Raw genomic sequence first — 16,126 nt, 5'->3', positions numbered from 1 at the left:
CGATGGCGGTGACCACCGCCGGCCGCCCGCGCTCGAGCGCGGGCGGCTCCGGCCGTGACCTGACCCCCCGCTCACCCCGGGTCGGCGAGAAGATCATCGAGAGCCTGCTGGCCGCCGCGGCCGGGGTGTCGGTGCTGGTGACGGTGGGCATCATCGTCGCCCTCGTCGTCCCGCTGTTCACCTTCTTCGCCCACGTCAGCCCGATCGAGTTCCTCACCGGCACCACCTGGACCGCCTCGTTCGGCGACAAGTACTCCTGGGACAAGGACTGGGGCGTGTTGCCCCTGGTCTCGGCGACGTTCATGGCCACCGGCATCGCCCTGGCCGTGGCGATCCCGGTCGGGCTGGGCATCGCGATGTTCCTGTCCGAGTACGCCACCGTGCGGGCCCGCAAGGTCATCAAGCCGGTCCTGGAGCTGCTGGCGGGCATCCCGACGGTGGTCTACGGGTTCCTCGCCCTGACCGCGCTCACCCCGATTCTGCAGCCGCTGCTGGGGATCCCGAACATCTACAACCTGCTCGTTGCCGGGATCGTCATGGGATTCATGATCGTCCCGACGGTCGCGTCGCTGTCCGAGGACGCGATGTCGGCGGTGCCTCAAGCGCTGCGCGCGGGCTCGTATGCCCTCGGCGCCAATCGGCGGATCACCACCCTGCAGGTGGTTTTCCCGGCGGCGCTGTCCGGGATCATCGCCGCGGTCGTGCTGGGGCTGTCCCGGGCGGTCGGGGAGACGATGATCCTCGCTGTCGCCGGCGGCAACCTGGCCCGCCTGACCGGTGATCCCCGCGACGAGGCCCAGACGATGACCGCGTTCATCGCCCAGATCGCCAGCGGTGACGCCCCCCAAGGCAGCCCCGTCTACTACTCGCTGTTCGCCGTGGGGGCGCTGCTGTTCGTGATCACCTTGACGATCAACCTGATCAGCATCCGGCTGGTCCGCCGCTTCCGGCAGGTGTATTGATGACTGCTACCGACACCGCCCGCACCGCGCCCGCTCGTGCGCTGACCCCGGACCGGCGGCGCCGCGATGTGGCCTCCACGGTGTTCGTCTCCGTGCTGTGGGCGTGCCTGCTGGTGGCCGCGCTGTTCCTGTTCTACGTGCTGATCACCATCGTGGTCTCCGGGGTGAGCAGGCTGGATGCGAACCTGATCACCCAGGCGCCCTCGACGATCCGCCCGGCGACCGCCGGCGTGCAGCCGGCCATCGTCGGCACGCTCCTCGTCGTCGGGGTCACCGCGCTGATCGCGCTGCCGCTGGGCATCGCCGCGGCGATCTACCTCGAGGAGTACGCCGACCCCCGGCGCTGGTTCAACCGGGCGATCGAGCTCAACGTGCAGAACCTGGCCGCCGTCCCGTCGATCATCTTCGGGATCCTGGTGCTGGCCTTCGTGGTGCGGGCACCGCTGAACTTCGGCGCCGTCGCATTGTCCGGCTCGATCGCCCTGGCCCTGCTCATCCTGCCGGTGGTGATCATCGCGACCCGCGAGTCGTTGCGCGCGGTCCCGCGCGAGATCCGTGACGGCTCACTGGCCGTCGGGGCCACCCGCTGGCAGACGGTGTGGCGCCAGCTGCTGCCCGCCGCGGTGCCCGGGATCGCGACCGGCTCCATCCTGGCGCTGTCGCGGGCCGTCGGTGAAGCCGCACCGCTGATCCTGGTCGGCGCGACCACGTTCATCACCTTCACCCCCGACGGGTTGTTCTCCCGCTACACCGTCATGCCCGTCCAGATCTTCAACTTCGCCCTCCAGTCCCGCGAAGCGTTCATCCCCCTGACCTACGCCGCGATCCTGCTGCTGATCGTCATCCTGCTGGCGCTCAACGGCACCGCGATCGTGCTGCGCAACCGGTTCGCACGTCGATGGTGAACCCCGGAAAGGACCAGCACATGAGCCCCACCTCCCCACCCGGGACCGCCCAGGACACCGCCGGTATCCACCTCGCGGTCGGTGACCGAGCGCCCGAACAGCCACGTTCGGCCGGTGCCGCGATGGCGACGGAGAACCTGCACGTCTACTACGGCGACTTCCTCGCCGTCCGGGACGTCGATCTGCAGTTCGACGACCGCCGGATCACCGCGCTGATCGGGCCGTCGGGCTGCGGGAAGTCCACCGTGCTGCGCTGCCTGAACCGGATGAACGACCTGGTCCCCGGCGCGCGGGTCGAAGGGCGCGTGACCTACCACGGCACCGACATCTACGGGCCCGGCGTCGACGAGATCGAGGTCCGCCGCCGGATCGGCATGGTCTTCCAGAAGCCGAACCCGTTCCCCAAGTCGATCTATGACAACGTCGCCTACGGCCCCCGCGTCACCGGCGCCAAGGACCACCTCGACGACACCGTCGAGCAAGCCCTGCGCGGCGCCGCGCTGTGGGACGAGGTCAAGGACAAGCTCAAGCAGAACGCCTACGGCCTCTCCGGTGGACAGCAACAGCGTCTGTGTATCGCCCGGGCCATCGCGACCCGGCCGGACGTGCTGCTGATGGACGAGCCCTGCTCGGCGCTCGACCCGATCGCGACATCCAAGATCGAAGACCTGATGGGCGAGCTCGTGCAGAACTTCACCATCGTGATCGTCACCCACAACATGCAGCAGGCCGCCCGCGTCTCGCACAGCACCGCGTTCTTCACCGCCCAACCCGACGAGCACGGCGACCGCGTCGGCACCCTGGTCGAGTTCGACCGAACCCGGAAGATCTTCGAGGACCCGGCCGACAAGCGCACGGAGGACTACATCTCGGGCAAGTTCGGCTGAGGAAGCCGCGATGATGACCGAGACCTGGGAGACCGACGGCCGTTCTCCCGTGCAGATCCGCCGCCGAGCCTGCCTGGCCGACGCCGGCGGGCGCACAGGGCCGGCGGCGGTGCTGCTCGTCGCCGACGAACACACCGCCGAGCAGGTCGCGCGGGCCCTGACCGGCCAACCCGTCGACCTGCACCCGGTGCACGACACGGCCGCAGCGCTGCTGGTGGCCGGGCGCACCTGCCCGGATGCGGTCGTGCTCGCCCCGGCCGGGGGGCGGTTGAGCCCGGCAGACTTCCTCGACGTGCTACACACGCTCGATCCCGGGGTGCGAGTGATCGTCGGGGTCGGTCGCGACGACGGCGAGCTGGCGGCGCAGGCCGCCGCCCGGGGCGCCACCGTCACCGCCCGCCCCTTCGAACCGAACGCCTTGCTCACCCTGCTCAGCGCCGCCCTCGGCGCGCCACGGTCCCTCGCGACCCGCCCGCTGCCGATCCAGCTGGGCCGGCTGCGCATCGACAGCGTCGCCCCACGGATGTGGCTCGACGACACACCGATCCGGCTGCCGCTGCGCGAACACCTGGTGCTGCGCTACCTCGCCGCGCGTCCGGACGCCGTGGTCAGCCGCCGCGAACTGGTCACCGCCATCTGGGGCGACCAGACATCCGGCTCGGACAACTCCCTGAGCGTGCACATCACGCGCCTGCGCCGCCGGCTCGCCGCCGCCGGAGCCGACGTCCGCATCGAGGCGGTACGCGGACTCGGCTACCAGCTGACCATCTCGCCGAACTCCTGAGCATCACCCAGTATCCTCGACCGCGATGGGAGAACAGCTCAGCTCGCACGCCACCGATCTCGTCGAGGATCAACCGCTCGACGGCGTCGAGACCGTGGCCGGTGCCGCCGCCGAGCTGTTCAAGGCACTCGCCGATCCGCTACGGCTCCAGCTGGTCGGCCTGGCCCGCCAGGCCCCCGACGCCGAGCTCTGCTTCTGCGACCTCATCGAAGCCTTCCCCCAGCCGCAATCAACCTTGAGCCACCACCTGAGCGTGCTGGTCAAAGCCGGGGTCATGTCGAGGGAACGACGCGGCACATGGAGCTGGTACCGGCTCGAACCCGATCTGGTCGACCAGATCAACGACGCGCTCAGCCTCGACGGGATGCTGCACCAACTCCTGCGGCTCGAGCACGCCGACAACCCGAAACTCATCAGCCGCGACGGCGATCTCCTCTCGCGCTGCGAGCCGCCGGCCACCGCGGACGACACCAGGCGTGCCGCACCCGAGTGACGTGCAGGATCCGGCAAGCCGGGGACGCGGACCTGATCCACGACGCCACCGGCGGCCTCCTCAGCCCCTCCGAAGCCCACCCAGGCGGTCACGTCCCCTCACCCCGGGGTGTGGGCGCGCACAATCGCGGCCACCGCGCGGGGGTGGACCCGGTGGGTCTCGCGATCTCGACGTCGACGAACCCGGCCATATGCAGGGCGTGGGTGAACTGCCGGTGAGTGAGCGCGCCGGCGATGCAGCCGGTCCACTGTTGCGGGTCATCGCGCGTGGCCTGGTCGATGTCGGTGTCGGCGATGATGTCGGAGACGGCGAACCGCCCGCCCGGACGTAGGACCCGGGCGGCTTCGGCGAGCACGACGGCCTTGTCGGCGGCCAGGTTGATCACGCAGTTGGACAGGACGACGTCGACCGAGTCGTCGGGCAGCGGGATCTCCTCGAGGTAGCCGTGGACGAACTCGACATTGTCGACGCCGGCCGCAGCGGCGTTGCGGCGGGCCAGGTCGAGCATCTCCGGGGTCATGTCCAACCCGATCACCCGGCCGCGCGGCCCGACCCGGCGGGCGGAGATCAGAACGTCGGCGCCGGCACCGGAGCCGAGGTCGAGCACCGTCTCGCCCGAATGCAGGTCGGCGACCGCGGTCGGGACCCCGCAGCCCAGTGACGCCGAGAGCGCCGCAGCGAGAGTCTCGGCCGCCTCGTCGCCATAGAGATGACCCCCGTACACGGCGGTGGTTCCGGTGGTGCCGCAGCAGTTCGCCTCGTATCCGGGCTGGTCGAACTGCTGCTCGGCCCGCAGCGCCTGCTCGTAGTCTCCGGCTGCGGAATGGCGCGCGGCGGCAGCGTAGTGCTCGCGCACTATCTCCCGGATGGGCGGCTCCGGCGTGTCCGGTCGGTCGGCGGGTGGGGTGGTGTGTGGGGACATGGCTGTACCTCCGTGGCCGGGATCAGCGGTGCTCCACCTCGTCCGAGCCGGCCGCGGTTGCGGTCGGCGAGGAGGACGAGACGTCGGCGTGTCGGGGCACGGTGTCGTCGAAACGAGCGGGGCGGGGAACGGTGCCGGTGGCCAGAACCGCGGCCAGGGCGGCGATCGCGGCGAGCAGAATGAACACGGCGGGGTAGCCGCCGAGGGCGACGGCGAGGGCGGCGCCGGCCCAGGGCGCGAGGGCGGTGGCGATCATCGCCGGCGCGGAGAGCAGTCCGTTGAGCCGTCCGTAGTGGGCCGAGCCCCAGCGGTCGCTGATCGCCGTGGCCTGGAGCAGGGTGAACACTCCGCGGGCGGCGCCGGCGAGCATCGCTGCGGCGACGAGCAGGACCTCGGGGCCGGGCAGCAGCCCGAGCAGCAGGGTCGCCGCGGCGGACAGGGCGAGGATCACCACGGCACGCATCCGCACCGAGAACGCGGCGGCGAGGCGCCCGTAGCCGAGGCGGCCGAGGACCTGGCCGAGCCCGCCGAGTCCCAGTGCCCAGGCGGCTTCGGTGGTGGACAGGCCGCGTTCGATCAGTAGCGGGACCTGGTTGACCACGACCGCGAACGCGGAGAACGTGCCGAGTGCGATGGCCGGGACCAGCAGCCAGAACGCGCGGCTGCGCACGATCTCGCGCGGGGCGTGCGCCGAACCGGCAGCCTGGTCGCTCTCGGCTGTCTGGTCGTGGTCGGGCCAGGGCCCCCGTAGGCCGAACAGGTGCGCTGGAACGGTGATCACGGCGAGGGCGACGGCGAGGACGAGGTAGGTGTTCCGCCAGTCCAGCCCGGTGAGCAGTCCCGCGGTGAGCGGGGCGAAGATCGTGGAGGCCAGTCCGGCCAGCAGGGTCAGTGCGGTCAACGCGCGGACCCGCCGCGGTCCCCACCAGCGGGTCAGCGCGGCGAACGCGGGCGGGTAGAGGGTGCCGGCCATCGCCACCCCGGCCAGCGCCCACGCGGCGAAGAACAGCGGCAGGGTCGGCGCCCACGCGATCCCGACGACGGCGGGCGGCCCCAAGATCGAGCCGGCGGTCATGACCGGGCGCGGCCCGATCCGGTCCAGCCATCGCCCGGCCGGGATCCCGACCAGTGCCGAGACCACCAGTCCGGTGGAGAACCCGGCGGTGATCATCGAGATCGACCAGCCGGTGTCGGCGGCGATGGCCGGGGCCAGCACGGGGAAGGCGTAGTAGAGCACGCCCCAGCTGACGATCTCGGTCACGCACAGCACGACCAGCACCCGGCGCAGCCCGCCAGGGCTCAGCGACCCGGGCGCGGCAGTCGTTTCCACAGAGGGCATTCGCGGTGGCCTTCCGGCAGGCCCGGCACGGCCTGCGACAGCGGGCCGCGCCGGGCTGGACAGCGGTCAGTCGGTCATGCTCGCGCCGGTGCGGTCTGCTCGACCGGTTCGGCCGGGCCGCAGCAGCCGCCCTCGGCCTCCGCGGTGGCGGCGGTGGGGTCGTCGAACAGTCCGGCGCCGCCGCAGACCCCGGTGTCGGGCAGCACCAGTTCGACCCGCTCGGCGGCCTCGTGGTCCCCGGCCAGTGCGGCGGCGACGGAGCGGACCTGCTCGTAGCCGGTCATCGCCAGGAACGTCGGCGCGCGGCCGTAGGACTTCATCCCGACCACGAACATCCCGGGCTCGGGCTGGGTCAGCTCGCGGGCGCCGTGCGGGTAGACGGTGCCGCAGGAGTGCACGTTCGGGTCGATCAACGGTGCCAGGGCCCGGGCGGCCTGCAGGGTCGGGTCCAGGTCCAGCCGCACCTCCGCCAGCCACGACAGGTCCGGGCGGAACCCGGTCAGCACCACGACCTCGGCGACCGGGGCGAGCCGGCGCCCGTCGAGGGACTCGAGCACGAGCCCGTCGCCGGTCTGCTCGACCGCGCTGGTGCGGAACGCGGTCACGGTGCTGACGTGCCCGGCCTCGACCGCGGCCGCGGCGCGCCGGCCCAGGGCTCCGCGGGCGGGCAGCTGGTCGGCCTCGCCACCGCCGAAGGTGTCGCCGACCTGTCCGCGACGCAGCAGCCAGTCCACGTGGGTGCCCGGCGCGTCCTCGGCCAGCTCGGCGAACGCCACCAGCGCGGTCAGAGCCGAGTGCCCGCTGCCGGCCACCGCGACCCGCCTACCGGCGTAGCGGGCCCGCACGCTCGGGTCGGCCAGGTCCGGCACCTGGTAGACGATCCGGTCGGCCGCGGCGCGCTCGCCCGCGGCGGGCAGCCCGTCCGCGCCGAGCGGGTTCGGCGAGCCCCAGGTCCCCGAGGCGTCCACCACCGCGCGGGCGAGGATCCGCTCTTCTCCCACCGCGGTCTGCACGTGCACGGTCAGCGGTTCGGTCTCGCGTCCGGCGTCGACCACCCGGTCCCGCCCGCGCCGGGCGACACCGGACACCCGGCTGCCGAACCGCACCCGGCTACCCAGCACCTCGGCGAAGGGCTGCAGGTAGCGCTGCGCCCACTCCTGCCCGGTCGCGTAGGTCTCCGGGTCCGGGTGCGTCCATCCGGTCGGGGCCAGCAGCTTCTCCGCCACCGGGTCGACCACTTCGGCCCACCGGGAGACCAGCCGCACGTTGTGCCACTCCCGCACCTGCGCACCGGCCTGTTCACCCGCCTCCAGCACCAGCGGTTCCAGTCCGCGGTCGAGCAGGTGCGCGGCGGCGGCGAGCCCGACCGGTCCGGCTCCGACCACCACGACCGGCAGCGTGTTCTCACTCATCACGACCTCCAGGGACTGGCTCGTCTATTCATCGACGCTCGTCGATGTGCTGGTCGGGACTGTATCGACGGCCATCGATTGACGCAACCATCGATGTGTGTCGATACTGGGCGGCATGAGCACCACCGCGGCCCAGCAGGGCACCGGCACACCACTGTTGGCGCTGACCGACGTGTCGGACGCGCCGGCGCAGCTGCCGGTCGCCGACGCCGAGACCTACGCCGGCTGGTTCGCCTGCCTGGCCGAGCCGACCCGGGTGCGGCTGCTGCACGCGGTGGCGGTAGCCGGACGGGCGGTCGCGGTCGGGGAACTGGCCGAACAGCTCGGGATCTCCCAGTCGACCTGCAGCCACCACCTGCGCAAGCTCGCCGACGTCGGGTTCGTGAGCCTGCACAAGGAGAAGACCACCACCCTGGTCACGGTCAATCCGGCCTGCTGCACGGGGCTCCCGCATGCCGCCGACGCCGTCATGGGCATGCTCGGGCCGCGCCCGTGCTGTCCCACCGACCTGCCCGCCGACGTCACCGTCCGTGCCATGCAGGCCGGCGACCGGGCCGCAGTCCGGCGCATCTACGCCGAGGGCATCGCCACCGGCCACGCCACCTTCGACACCGAGGTCCCCGAACGGCGCGAGCTCGACCGCCGATGGCTGCCCGAGCACCGGTGGGTCGCCGAGCTCGACGGCCACGTCGTCGGCTGGGCGGCCCTTGCGCCGGTCTCGACACGTCCGGTCTACGCCGGCGTGGCCGAGTCCTCGATCTATGTCGCCGACGGCTCACGCGGGCGCGGGATCGGCAAGGCGCTGATCCACCAGCAGGTCACCGCCGCCGACGCCGCCGGGCTCTGGACCCTGCAGACCGCGATCTTCCCGGAGAACCGGGCCTCCATCGCGCTGCACCAGTCCGCCGGCTACCGCACCCTCGGCCTGCGCGAACGCATCGGACGCCACCACGGCGTCTGGCGCGACACGGTCTTCCTCGAACGCCGCACCGCCACCGACCCCGACTGACCCGCGCGGCGATATCTCGCCCGCGCCACAACCTGTCACTGCCGGCCCCGTACGCGTCGCCGGTTGCTCACCGCTGCCCGCGTTCCTCCAGGACGGAGGACCGTTCCTGTGAGGTGCCCATTGTCCAGTCCCGTTCACCCCAGCACATCCGACTCGTGCGACGCGATCGTCATCGGCGCCGGCCAGTCCGGGCTCGCCGCCGCCCACGCCCTGCGCCAGGCCGGTCTCGCGCCGGTGGTCCTCGAAGCCAGGCCCGAACCGGTCGGTTCCTGGCCGCACTACTACGACAGCCTCACCCTGTTCTCCCCGGCCCGCTACAGCTCGCTACCCGGACTGTCGTTCCCCGGCGATCCCGACCGGTACCCCCACCGCGACGAGGTCACCGACTACCTGCGCCGCTACGCCACCCACCTCGACGTCGACATCCGCACCGGAACACGCGTCGACACCATCACTGCCACGCCCGGCGGCTATCAGGTCCACGCCGACGAGCAGGCCCTCACCGCCCCGCTGGTCATCGCTGCCACCGGTGGCTTCGGTAACCCGTACCGGCCCGCGCTGCCCGGCCTCGACACCTTCACCGGCCAGACCGTGCACGTGGCCGACTACCGCGCCCCGGAACAGTTCGCCGGCCAGCACGTCGTGATCGTCGGAGCCGGGAACTCCGCCGCCCAGATCGGCGTCGAGCTCGCCCGCCACACCCGGGTCACCCTCGCCACCCGGAAGCCCGTCACGTACGCGCCACAGGTCATCCTCGGCCGCGACATGCACTGGTGGTCGACCACCCTCGGTTTCGACCACCTGCCCGTCGGGCCCTACCTGCGCACCCCGCCATCGGTGCCCGTGGTCGACGACGGCACCTACCGCGCCACCATCGACGCCGGCCGACCCGGCCGGGTCCCGCTGTTCACCGACATCGACGACACCCGCCTCACCTGGCCCGACGGGCACACCGAGCAGGTCGACACCATCCTGTTCGCCACCGGGTACCGACCGGACCTGCCCTACCTCACCGACCTCGGTGCTCTCGACCACCACGGCCGGCCACGCCAGATCCGTGGACTGTCGACCTCGCACCCCGGACTCGGCTACGTCGGGCTCGAATGGCAGCGCAGCCTCGCCTCGGCCACCCTGCGCGGGGTCGGGCGCGATGCGCGCTACGTCGCCACCCGCCTGCTCCGCCACCGCACGGCGCCGCCGGCCGTCCGGTGCTGCGAGCAGCCGGCCGCCGTGTGAGACGGCCGGATCGAACCGGGGCTCGAATGCTGGTGTGGGCCGCTGCTGCCTGACACTGCGCCCCAGCTGATCCCGGTCAACAGCTACTCAGAGGGTGCCGGTCCGTGGGGCGTACATGATCACGGCGACCCCGACGAGGCAGACCAGGGCACCGATGACGTCGTAACGGTCTGGTCGGAACCCGTCGGCGACCATTCCCCAGGCCAACAATCCCGCGACGAACACGCCTCCGTACGCGGCGAGGATCCGACCGAAGTTGGCGTCCGGCTGCAGTGTGGCGACGAATCCGTAGAGCCCCAGGGCGATGACTCCGGCGCCGATCCAGAGCCATCCCTTGTGCTCGCGGGTGCCTTGCCAGACCAACCAGGCCCCGCCGATCTCGAACAGCGCGGCGAGGACGAACAGCGCGATGGACTTGATGATCAGCAAGGGCGGCGTCCGGTCGTGTCGGCGGTGAACAGGTCGTCGAGCAGCGGCCGGGCATCGGCCGGAGCGGTGGCGTCGAGGTGCAACCCGCTGTGGGTGACGGTGAGGGTGAAGGTGAAGAACGGGCAACACGCCACCTCGTCGGCGACGAGGGCGGCGATCTCCGCGGTCCGCTCGGCCGGTAGCTCGACCCGAACGGTGGTCTCGTCGATCGGCTGCGTGGTCGTTCCCGCCAGGACCGCCCGCCAGCGCGCGAGCCGAGCGGCATGGTCGTCCGGTCCCAACGAGCAGGCGATGGGCACCGAGGCCGTCTCCGCGGTCCTGTCGACGGTCCAGGTCTGGTCGCCGGTCAGGAACGTGCAGTCCGGATCACAGGGCGCGTCACGCGCGGTAGTGCCCGGAGTCGGTCCTGGGCGCCACGCAGATCGCGGCGCACGTCCTGGAGGTCTCGCATCCTGGAGTCGAGGTCGGCGAGCTGCTCGGCCACCAGCGGCAGTAGCCGGCCGCGGACATCACGGCACATGCCGTCCTGCCACACCCCGAGCAGGTCCCGGATCCGGACGAGCGGTATCCCGAGGTCCTTGGCTGTGGCGATGAACCGGACCCGCTCGGCGTCCTGATCGCCGTAGGTGCGGTAGCCGTTGGGGGTGCGTTGGGTGGGCAGCAGGCCCTCGGATTCGTAGTAGCGCAGCGTCGTCGCCGGTACGCCGACGCGCTCGGCGAGCTGGGAGATTCGGTAACGGCCCACAGCGTCAGAAGGTAAACCTTCAAGCTGGGTTGAAGGTCAAGCGTGAACGAACCGGGAATGTTTTGGCCACCCCGCGTGTCAGCGGCGCAACACGTGCCGCAGCGGCTCCACCGACGGGGCCCCCGAGAAACCGGTCTCGCAGTGGTAGACGCGGCACGAGAGCGCGCCTGCACCGCTGGCCTGCTCGGCGAACGGATCTACCCCGTCGATCAGGATCGTGGGTGATCCTGCGAACTGAGGCGTCCCGGTGACGGTCTCCGCGGTCATGCTCCGGACGTCGACCGGGGTCGTGGCATGTCCGGTGTCGTCGAGGGCCTGGCGCAAACGCTCCGCGGCGAGGTCCCACCAGTGTGCTCCATGCCCGCCGCGCCGGCAGTAGCATCGGTCGCCGGAGGCGGTCGCATGGACCCGTACGACATTGACGAGGAGATGCGGCGAGCCCGGGCCGAGTTCCACCAGCTCGTCGCTACGGCCTCGCGCGAGGATCTGCACCGCCCGACCAACGGCACGCGGTGGACGAACCGCCAGCTGTTGTTCCACATGGTCCTCTGCTACGGAGTCGTCCGGATGCTGCTGCCCCTGGTGCGAACGCTCGGGCGCCTCGGCCACAGCCGAGGCTTCGCTGCCACCTTGAACGCCGGGCGCCGGCCCTTCCATGCGATCAACTACTTCGGTCCCCGCCTCGCCGCTCGGCTGCTGTCTCCGCGTGCCATGGCGGTGCTGCTGGACGCCGTGACCGGCTCGCTACGACGTCGCCTCGCCACCGAGACCGAGACCGAGCGGAGCCTGGCCCTGAGCATGTACATGCCGGCAGACTGGGACCCCTACTTCACGCCGACGATGAGCGTGCTCGACGTCTACCACTTCGGGACCCAGCACTTCGACCACCATCAACGCCAGCTCACCATCGCGGCACCGCCTGCCCAGTCGTAAGGCCTTGCACCCGGTGCTGGCCGTGCTGAGACGAGCCTCATGTCCCCGTGCAACGAGCCTCACCGCCCGCTCGGTCCGGAACAGGACGCAGCTACCCGGTCGGCGAGCTCGGGGCGCTACCTCGGATACCGGCCCAGCCGATCACCGCGGCCGCCAGGAGCAGGAGACCGCCGAGGAGGTAGACAGCCTGGATACCGAGCGCGGCAGCGAGCAGCCCGCCCAGGAGCAGGGACACGAGCCGGCCCAGCTGCCAGAACACGTCAAAGCCGGCGAAGATCCGTCCGCGCAGGTGCGCGGGGGTGTGTGCCTGCAGCAGGGAGTTGAAGGTGACCGCGCCGGTGGAGGTGCCCAGTCCATAGACCGCGAGGGCGACCAGTGCGACCGGGAATGCGGTGAAGGTCGCGAGCGCGATGTCGACCAGGCCGCGGAGCACGTAGGGGCCGAACACGAACGCCGGGCGGCGTGGATCGCTCAGCAACCGGCTCACCACCAACGGGCCCAGGACCGCGCCGACGCCGATCGCGCCCAACAGTAGCCCGTAGCCTGCCGGCGGCAGGGCCAGGTGCTCGCGCGCCAACACCACCAGCAAGGCACTCGTCGCACCCGCCGACAGGGCCGCGAGGAACTGGCCCGCGCCCAGCGCCCGCAGCAACCGGTCCGAGGCCAATACCCACACCCCGGCCACGGAATCGGGCAAGAACCCCCGCCGTGCGGGCGAGCGGAGGGTGGCCGGTAACCGCAGCCCGGTGAGCAGGACAGCGCTGGCCACGAAGCTGGCCGCGTTGATCCCGAACGCCGGGACGGGGCCGAGTGCGGTGTAGAGCAGCCCGGCGAGCGGGGCCAGCGCGATCTGGCTCAGCACCGCGGCGGTCCAGATACCGCTGTTGGCCGCGACGAGCTCGCTGTCGTCGACCAGCGCGGGCAAAGCGCTGTTGGCTGCGGGGTTGAACAGCACCGCCCCGACCGAGAGCCCGAACGCGATCACATACACCGCGACGACGTGGTCGCCGAGCACGATCAGCGACCCGGCCAGCAGGGCACGCCACACGTCCGCGGCGATCATGATCCGGATCCGGGGCAGCCGGTCGACCAGGGTGCCCGCCAGCGGCGCGAGCACCAGGACCGGAAGGATCTCGGCGAACACCACCGCGCTCACGCCCAGCGCCGAGCCGGTCAGGTCGAACACCAACAGGGCCAAGGCCACCGTCGCGAAGATGTCCCCGCACTGCGACGCCGTGCGCGCCGACCACAAGCGCCGGTAGCCGGGGTGGGCGAACACCGTGCGCAGCCCGACCCGGTGGGGCGTAGCGCTCACTCGGCACCTGCCCGGGGGGCGGTGCTGCCGAGGCCCGCGGCGCCTGCGGGGGCCGACGCGAGGTGCGCAGGAACCCTCCTGCGGGCGATGGCGAGCGCCCTGACGATCAGGGCCTCTGACTGAACGAACACTGCACTTCGCTTCCGGTCGGGTCGGACGGCTCGACGCCCGACCGGACGCTAGAACCTTCCCCCAGGGGTAAGGTCAAGGGTGATCATGCGAGGAGGTCTGTCATGCGAATGACGGTCGGCGCCGCGGCCGACGCCGCTGGTGTGAGCGCCAAGGCGGTCCGCCTGTGGGAAGCCAAGGGGCTGTTGCCGGCTGCCGAGCGGACCGAGGCCGGATACCGGGTCTTCACCGAGCACGATCTCGACGTGCTGCGCTTCGTACGCCAAGCGAAGACCCTCGGCCTGCATCTCGATGAGATCAAAGACATTCTTGATCTCCAGCGCGGCGGCGAGCAACCCTGCGGCCGCGTTCTGGCGTTGCTCGATGCGCACCTCGCCGACATCGATCAACGGCTCCGCGACCTCAATCGCTTGCGCCAGTCACTGTCCCGTGCCCGCGCCACTGCCACCAGCGCGCGCCGGCACGGCCAGAACGCCGTTGTCTGCCAGATCATCGAGGCACCGTCAGAAGGCGGCCGACACCTATAGACGCGCGGCGAAGCAGACCACTGTTGGTCCCTGCTCTTCTCGGTGCCTACCCGAGGCCGCAGGGCTGGGTAGGCACGACGTGTCGTCCGCGAACCGATGGATGTCGGCGACCACGTCGACCACAGCCTCCGGGGCAGCATGAATCAGAAGATGACCGGCCCCCGAGACGACGGTCGTTCCGGCGTGCAGCAGTTTCTGTGCAGGCACAGTGAGGCGCTCGGGAGGGGAGAACCGATCGTACTCGTCGGCCACACGGCGTGTCCCGCCACCCGGGGAGCACCTGGTTGGACAGTGGGGAGGGCGCCAGGCCCGAGCGCGCGTGCCGGAGTGGACCGCAGCAGCCACCGCGCGAGGCGGATGCCCGCATCCAGCCGGGCCGACACCAGACCGGCGGGGACCACCAGCGCGAGCCCGCCGATGCGGGGGCCGGGTTCGGCGCACAGCGCCACCGCCGCCCCCAGCGACTCCCCGACGAGCAGCGCGGGAGCGTCGCCGATCGCGGCGAGGACCTCGGCGAGCCACCGGCGGCGCCGGGTGACCACGTCATCGTCGACGCGTGTTCCGGAGCTCACGCCCGGTTGTCCGGAAAGATCGACTGTCGTGACCCGGAACGACGCCGCCAGCTTCGAGATCAACGGCAGTGATGTCGCGGCGCTGAAGTTCGCACCCGGCAGCAACAAGACGTGCGGGCCTGTCCCCACACGAGGAACAGCACCGTCCCACCGAACCGGGACCGCGAGGATCGGGGGCATTGCTCGCTCAGATCGCCGCGGTCGGGCGGACGGCCTCGGCGATGGTGCGACAGCGTCATCTCCCCGAGGCATTGGCCGGGCCCACGTTCGCCGTCGTCGATCGGCGGAACGCCCGGGCCCGGCGTCCACCTGAGAATCAGGGCTGCGGCACGTAGCGCGGAAGCTCGTCGAGGACCTGGTTCGCCGCGATCGGCCCGATCCCGAGATACCACAGGTCGTCGCTGACCGGGTGGGCGTCGCCGCGCGAGACCGCACCGAGCCGTTGCCACAACGGGCCGGCGGCCAACTTCGCCTGCTCATCGAGGCCGTCACTGCCGTAACCGGCGTAGAACAGCAGGTCGCCGTCGGCGGACGAGACCTGCTCCGGTCCGATCTGGACGAACGTCTCGTCGGTGCGCGCGATCGGCGGTCGGGCGAAGCCGACGTCGCCCAGAATCGTCCCGATGAACGAGCCCTCACCGTAGAGGCGGATGCCGTTCGCCATGAACCGCACCATGCTCACCTCGACCTGCGCCGGGTCACCGAACGCCGCGCCGACCTGCCTCGCCTTGTTCTCGTAATCGGCGAGGATGCGCTCGGCCTGATCCGACTTCCCCAACGCCGTGCCGGCCAGCCGGAGGTTCTCCTTCCACGACTCGCCGACCGAGCCGGCGAAGACCGTGGGGGCGATCTCGTTCAGCTGCGCGTAGATGTCCTCGTGCCGCACGCTGTTGGACAGGATCACGTCGGGCTTCAGCGCGACGATCGCCTCGAGGTTCGGCGACTCGATGGTGCCCACCGGCTCGATCCCCTGAGCCTGCTGCCCGAGATAGGCCTGGGGCCCCGCCACTTCGTCCGCCCGCACGGCCCCGACCGGCTTGATCCCCAGTGCGAGCACCGAGTCGAGCTCACCGGTGTCGAGAACGACGACGCGCTCCGGGTTCATCGGAACCTCGGAGACACCCATGGCGTGCTGCACGCTTCGCGTAGGGCCCTCGGCGTCGCCGCCGGCTCCCCCACAGCCCGCAACGAGCAGCCCCATGAGGGCGATGATGGCGGCCAGTTGCCGCCCGGCGTTGGACACTGCTGACTCCTTGACGAGACACGGATAAGCGAAGGCTAACCAATACAGGACTAAAGAAGGGTCCGCCATACCCGAAAGCACCTTGACAAGACGTTGCGACTCGCGGATGCGTGTTCATGCCTGCGCTCATGGGCTGATAGAGGTACTCCTTCGGCCGGCCCAGATGGTCAGGCTGGTGCCGGCACGCGGCCGCGGCGATGGCCCTCTCGGCTCGGTCGCAGGCTCGGCGCAGCCGGCGAGGGGGCCGCGGCGCTACGCTGAGTAGCCTATTGGCCCCGGGAGGA

General features: G+C 71.2%; 19 protein-coding genes. 9 read left to right on the top strand and 10 right to left on the bottom strand.

What is annotated here, in order from left to right; all coding sequences use genetic code 11:
* Positions 1-2: 2 nt before the first annotated feature.
* From pstC to ACVJO7_RS27655, 5 genes are all read left to right on the top strand, one after another.
* The gene (pstC, locus tag ACVJO7_RS27675) at positions 3-962 is read left to right on the top strand and encodes a phosphate ABC transporter permease subunit PstC (protein ID WP_491675318.1); all 960 of its coding nucleotides are present in this window, start codon (positions 3-5) and stop codon (positions 960-962) included.
* Positions 962-1,867 carry a phosphate ABC transporter permease PstA gene (pstA, locus tag ACVJO7_RS27670; RefSeq protein ID WP_491675317.1) on the top strand — a complete coding sequence of 302 codons (906 nt, stop codon included), beginning with the start codon at positions 962-964 and terminating at the stop codon, positions 1,865-1,867. Before pstC ends, pstA begins: the two co-directional genes overlap by 1 nt.
* Positions 1,868-1,989: 122 nt before the next feature.
* Positions 1,990-2,754, top strand: coding sequence for a phosphate ABC transporter ATP-binding protein PstB (gene pstB, locus ACVJO7_RS27665; RefSeq protein WP_491675331.1), 765 nt, complete (start codon positions 1,990-1,992; stop codon positions 2,752-2,754).
* A 10-nt stretch (positions 2,755-2,764) separates the two neighbouring features.
* Positions 2,765-3,538, top strand: a complete 774-nt coding sequence (locus ACVJO7_RS27660; protein WP_491675316.1) for a winged helix-turn-helix transcriptional regulator — start codon at positions 2,765-2,767, stop codon at positions 3,536-3,538.
* Between the two features lie 25 nt (positions 3,539-3,563).
* Positions 3,564-4,031: an ArsR/SmtB family transcription factor gene (locus ACVJO7_RS27655; RefSeq protein WP_491675315.1), complete on the top strand. Its 468-nt coding sequence runs from the start codon at positions 3,564-3,566 to the stop codon at positions 4,029-4,031.
* An 88-nt stretch (positions 4,032-4,119) separates the two neighbouring features.
* Here ACVJO7_RS27655 and arsM read toward each other — a convergent pair whose 3' ends face one another.
* From arsM to ACVJO7_RS27640, 3 genes are all read right to left on the bottom strand, one after another.
* A complete protein-coding gene (gene arsM / locus ACVJO7_RS27650; protein ID WP_491675314.1) occupies positions 4,120-4,953 on the bottom strand; it encodes an arsenite methyltransferase in 834 nt (277 codons plus the stop codon).
* A 22-nt stretch (positions 4,954-4,975) separates the two neighbouring features.
* The gene (locus ACVJO7_RS27645; protein ID WP_491675313.1) at positions 4,976-6,292 is read right to left on the bottom strand and encodes an MFS transporter; all 1,317 of its coding nucleotides are present in this window, start codon (positions 6,290-6,292) and stop codon (positions 4,976-4,978) included.
* 74 nt (positions 6,293-6,366) lie between these two features.
* Entirely contained in the window at positions 6,367-7,704 is a 1,338-nt protein-coding gene (locus ACVJO7_RS27640) for an NAD(P)-binding domain-containing protein (protein WP_491675312.1), read from the bottom strand.
* Positions 7,705-7,819: 115 nt separating this feature from the next.
* On the opposite strand from ACVJO7_RS27640, the gene ACVJO7_RS27635 reads away from it, so the two are divergent.
* Entirely contained in the window at positions 7,820-8,713 is an 894-nt protein-coding gene (locus ACVJO7_RS27635; RefSeq protein WP_491675311.1) for a helix-turn-helix domain-containing GNAT family N-acetyltransferase, read from the top strand.
* 120 nt (positions 8,714-8,833) lie between these two features.
* Entirely contained in the window at positions 8,834-9,949 is a 1,116-nt protein-coding gene (locus tag ACVJO7_RS27630; RefSeq protein WP_491675310.1) for a flavin-containing monooxygenase, read from the top strand.
* Between the two features lie 87 nt (positions 9,950-10,036).
* Here the strand turns inward: ACVJO7_RS27630 and ACVJO7_RS27625 are convergent, their stop codons facing one another.
* From ACVJO7_RS27625 to ACVJO7_RS27610, 4 genes are all read right to left on the bottom strand, one after another.
* Positions 10,037-10,378, bottom strand: a complete 342-nt coding sequence (locus ACVJO7_RS27625) for a YnfA family protein (protein WP_491675309.1) — start codon at positions 10,376-10,378, stop codon at positions 10,037-10,039.
* Entirely contained in the window at positions 10,372-10,677 is a 306-nt protein-coding gene (locus ACVJO7_RS27620) for a hypothetical protein (RefSeq protein ID WP_491675308.1), read from the bottom strand. The genes ACVJO7_RS27625 and ACVJO7_RS27620 overlap by 7 nt, the downstream gene beginning before the upstream one ends.
* A gap of 47 nt (positions 10,678-10,724) precedes the next feature.
* Positions 10,725-11,123 carry a MerR family transcriptional regulator gene (locus tag ACVJO7_RS27615; RefSeq protein WP_491675307.1) on the bottom strand — a complete coding sequence of 133 codons (399 nt, stop codon included), beginning with the start codon at positions 11,121-11,123 and terminating at the stop codon, positions 10,725-10,727.
* Between the two features lie 78 nt (positions 11,124-11,201).
* Positions 11,202-11,390, bottom strand: a complete 189-nt coding sequence (locus ACVJO7_RS27610; RefSeq protein ID WP_491675306.1) for a hypothetical protein — start codon at positions 11,388-11,390, stop codon at positions 11,202-11,204.
* Positions 11,391-11,525: 135 nt separating this feature from the next.
* Here ACVJO7_RS27610 and ACVJO7_RS27605 point away from each other — a divergent pair, with 135 nt between their 5' ends.
* Complete coding sequence (locus ACVJO7_RS27605) at positions 11,526-12,056, top strand: DinB family protein (protein ID WP_491675305.1); 531 nt, start codon at positions 11,526-11,528, stop codon at positions 12,054-12,056.
* 91 nt (positions 12,057-12,147) lie between these two features.
* Here ACVJO7_RS27605 and ACVJO7_RS27600 read toward each other — a convergent pair whose 3' ends face one another.
* A complete protein-coding gene (locus tag ACVJO7_RS27600; protein ID WP_491675304.1) occupies positions 12,148-13,371 on the bottom strand; it encodes an MFS transporter in 1,224 nt (407 codons plus the stop codon).
* 233 nt (positions 13,372-13,604) lie between these two features.
* On the opposite strand from ACVJO7_RS27600, the gene ACVJO7_RS27595 reads away from it, so the two are divergent.
* Positions 13,605-14,027 carry a MerR family DNA-binding protein gene (locus ACVJO7_RS27595; protein ID WP_491675303.1) on the top strand — a complete coding sequence of 141 codons (423 nt, stop codon included), beginning with the start codon at positions 13,605-13,607 and terminating at the stop codon, positions 14,025-14,027.
* 143 nt (positions 14,028-14,170) lie between these two features.
* Here the strand turns inward: ACVJO7_RS27595 and ACVJO7_RS27590 are convergent, their stop codons facing one another.
* Together ACVJO7_RS27590 and ACVJO7_RS27585 are read right to left on the bottom strand one after the other, a co-directional pair.
* Positions 14,171-14,707 carry an alpha/beta fold hydrolase gene (locus ACVJO7_RS27590; protein WP_491675302.1) on the bottom strand — a complete coding sequence of 179 codons (537 nt, stop codon included), beginning with the start codon at positions 14,705-14,707 and terminating at the stop codon, positions 14,171-14,173.
* Between the two features lie 208 nt (positions 14,708-14,915).
* Positions 14,916-15,842, bottom strand: coding sequence for an ABC transporter substrate-binding protein (locus tag ACVJO7_RS27585; RefSeq protein ID WP_491675301.1), 927 nt, complete (start codon positions 15,840-15,842; stop codon positions 14,916-14,918).
* Positions 15,843-16,126: the final 284 nt, after the last annotated feature.

It is taken from the genome of Pseudonocardia sp. DxW, from assembly GCF_058448985.1.
This window is presented reverse-complemented; position numbering and strand designations above follow the sequence as displayed.

Bases quoted from the DNA above. Each gene is read 5' to 3' on its own strand.
- ACVJO7_RS27645 (WP_491675313.1), bottom strand. From the start codon at position 6,292: ATGCCCTCTGTGGAAACGACTGCCGCGCCCGGGTCGCTGAGCCCTGGC.
- ACVJO7_RS27660 (WP_491675316.1), top strand. From the start codon at position 2,765: ATGATGACCGAGACCTGGGAGACCGACGGCCGTTCTCCCGTGCAGATC.
- arsM (WP_491675314.1), bottom strand. From the start codon at position 4,953: ATGTCCCCACACACCACCCCACCCGCCGACCGACCGGACACGCCGGAG.
- ACVJO7_RS27605 (WP_491675305.1), top strand. From the start codon at position 11,526: ATGGACCCGTACGACATTGACGAGGAGATGCGGCGAGCCCGGGCCGAG.
- ACVJO7_RS27595 (WP_491675303.1), top strand. From the start codon at position 13,605: ATGCGAATGACGGTCGGCGCCGCGGCCGACGCCGCTGGTGTGAGCGCC.
- pstB (WP_491675331.1), top strand. From the start codon at position 1,990: ATGGCGACGGAGAACCTGCACGTCTACTACGGCGACTTCCTCGCCGTC.
- ACVJO7_RS27610 (WP_491675306.1), bottom strand. From the start codon at position 11,390: ATGACCGCGGAGACCGTCACCGGGACGCCTCAGTTCGCAGGATCACCC.
- pstC (WP_491675318.1), top strand. From the start codon at position 3: ATGGCGGTGACCACCGCCGGCCGCCCGCGCTCGAGCGCGGGCGGCTCC.
- pstA (WP_491675317.1), top strand. From the start codon at position 962: ATGACTGCTACCGACACCGCCCGCACCGCGCCCGCTCGTGCGCTGACC.
- ACVJO7_RS27655 (WP_491675315.1), top strand. From the start codon at position 3,564: ATGGGAGAACAGCTCAGCTCGCACGCCACCGATCTCGTCGAGGATCAA.
- ACVJO7_RS27635 (WP_491675311.1), top strand. From the start codon at position 7,820: ATGAGCACCACCGCGGCCCAGCAGGGCACCGGCACACCACTGTTGGCG.
- ACVJO7_RS27640 (WP_491675312.1), bottom strand. From the start codon at position 7,704: ATGAGTGAGAACACGCTGCCGGTCGTGGTGGTCGGAGCCGGACCGGTC.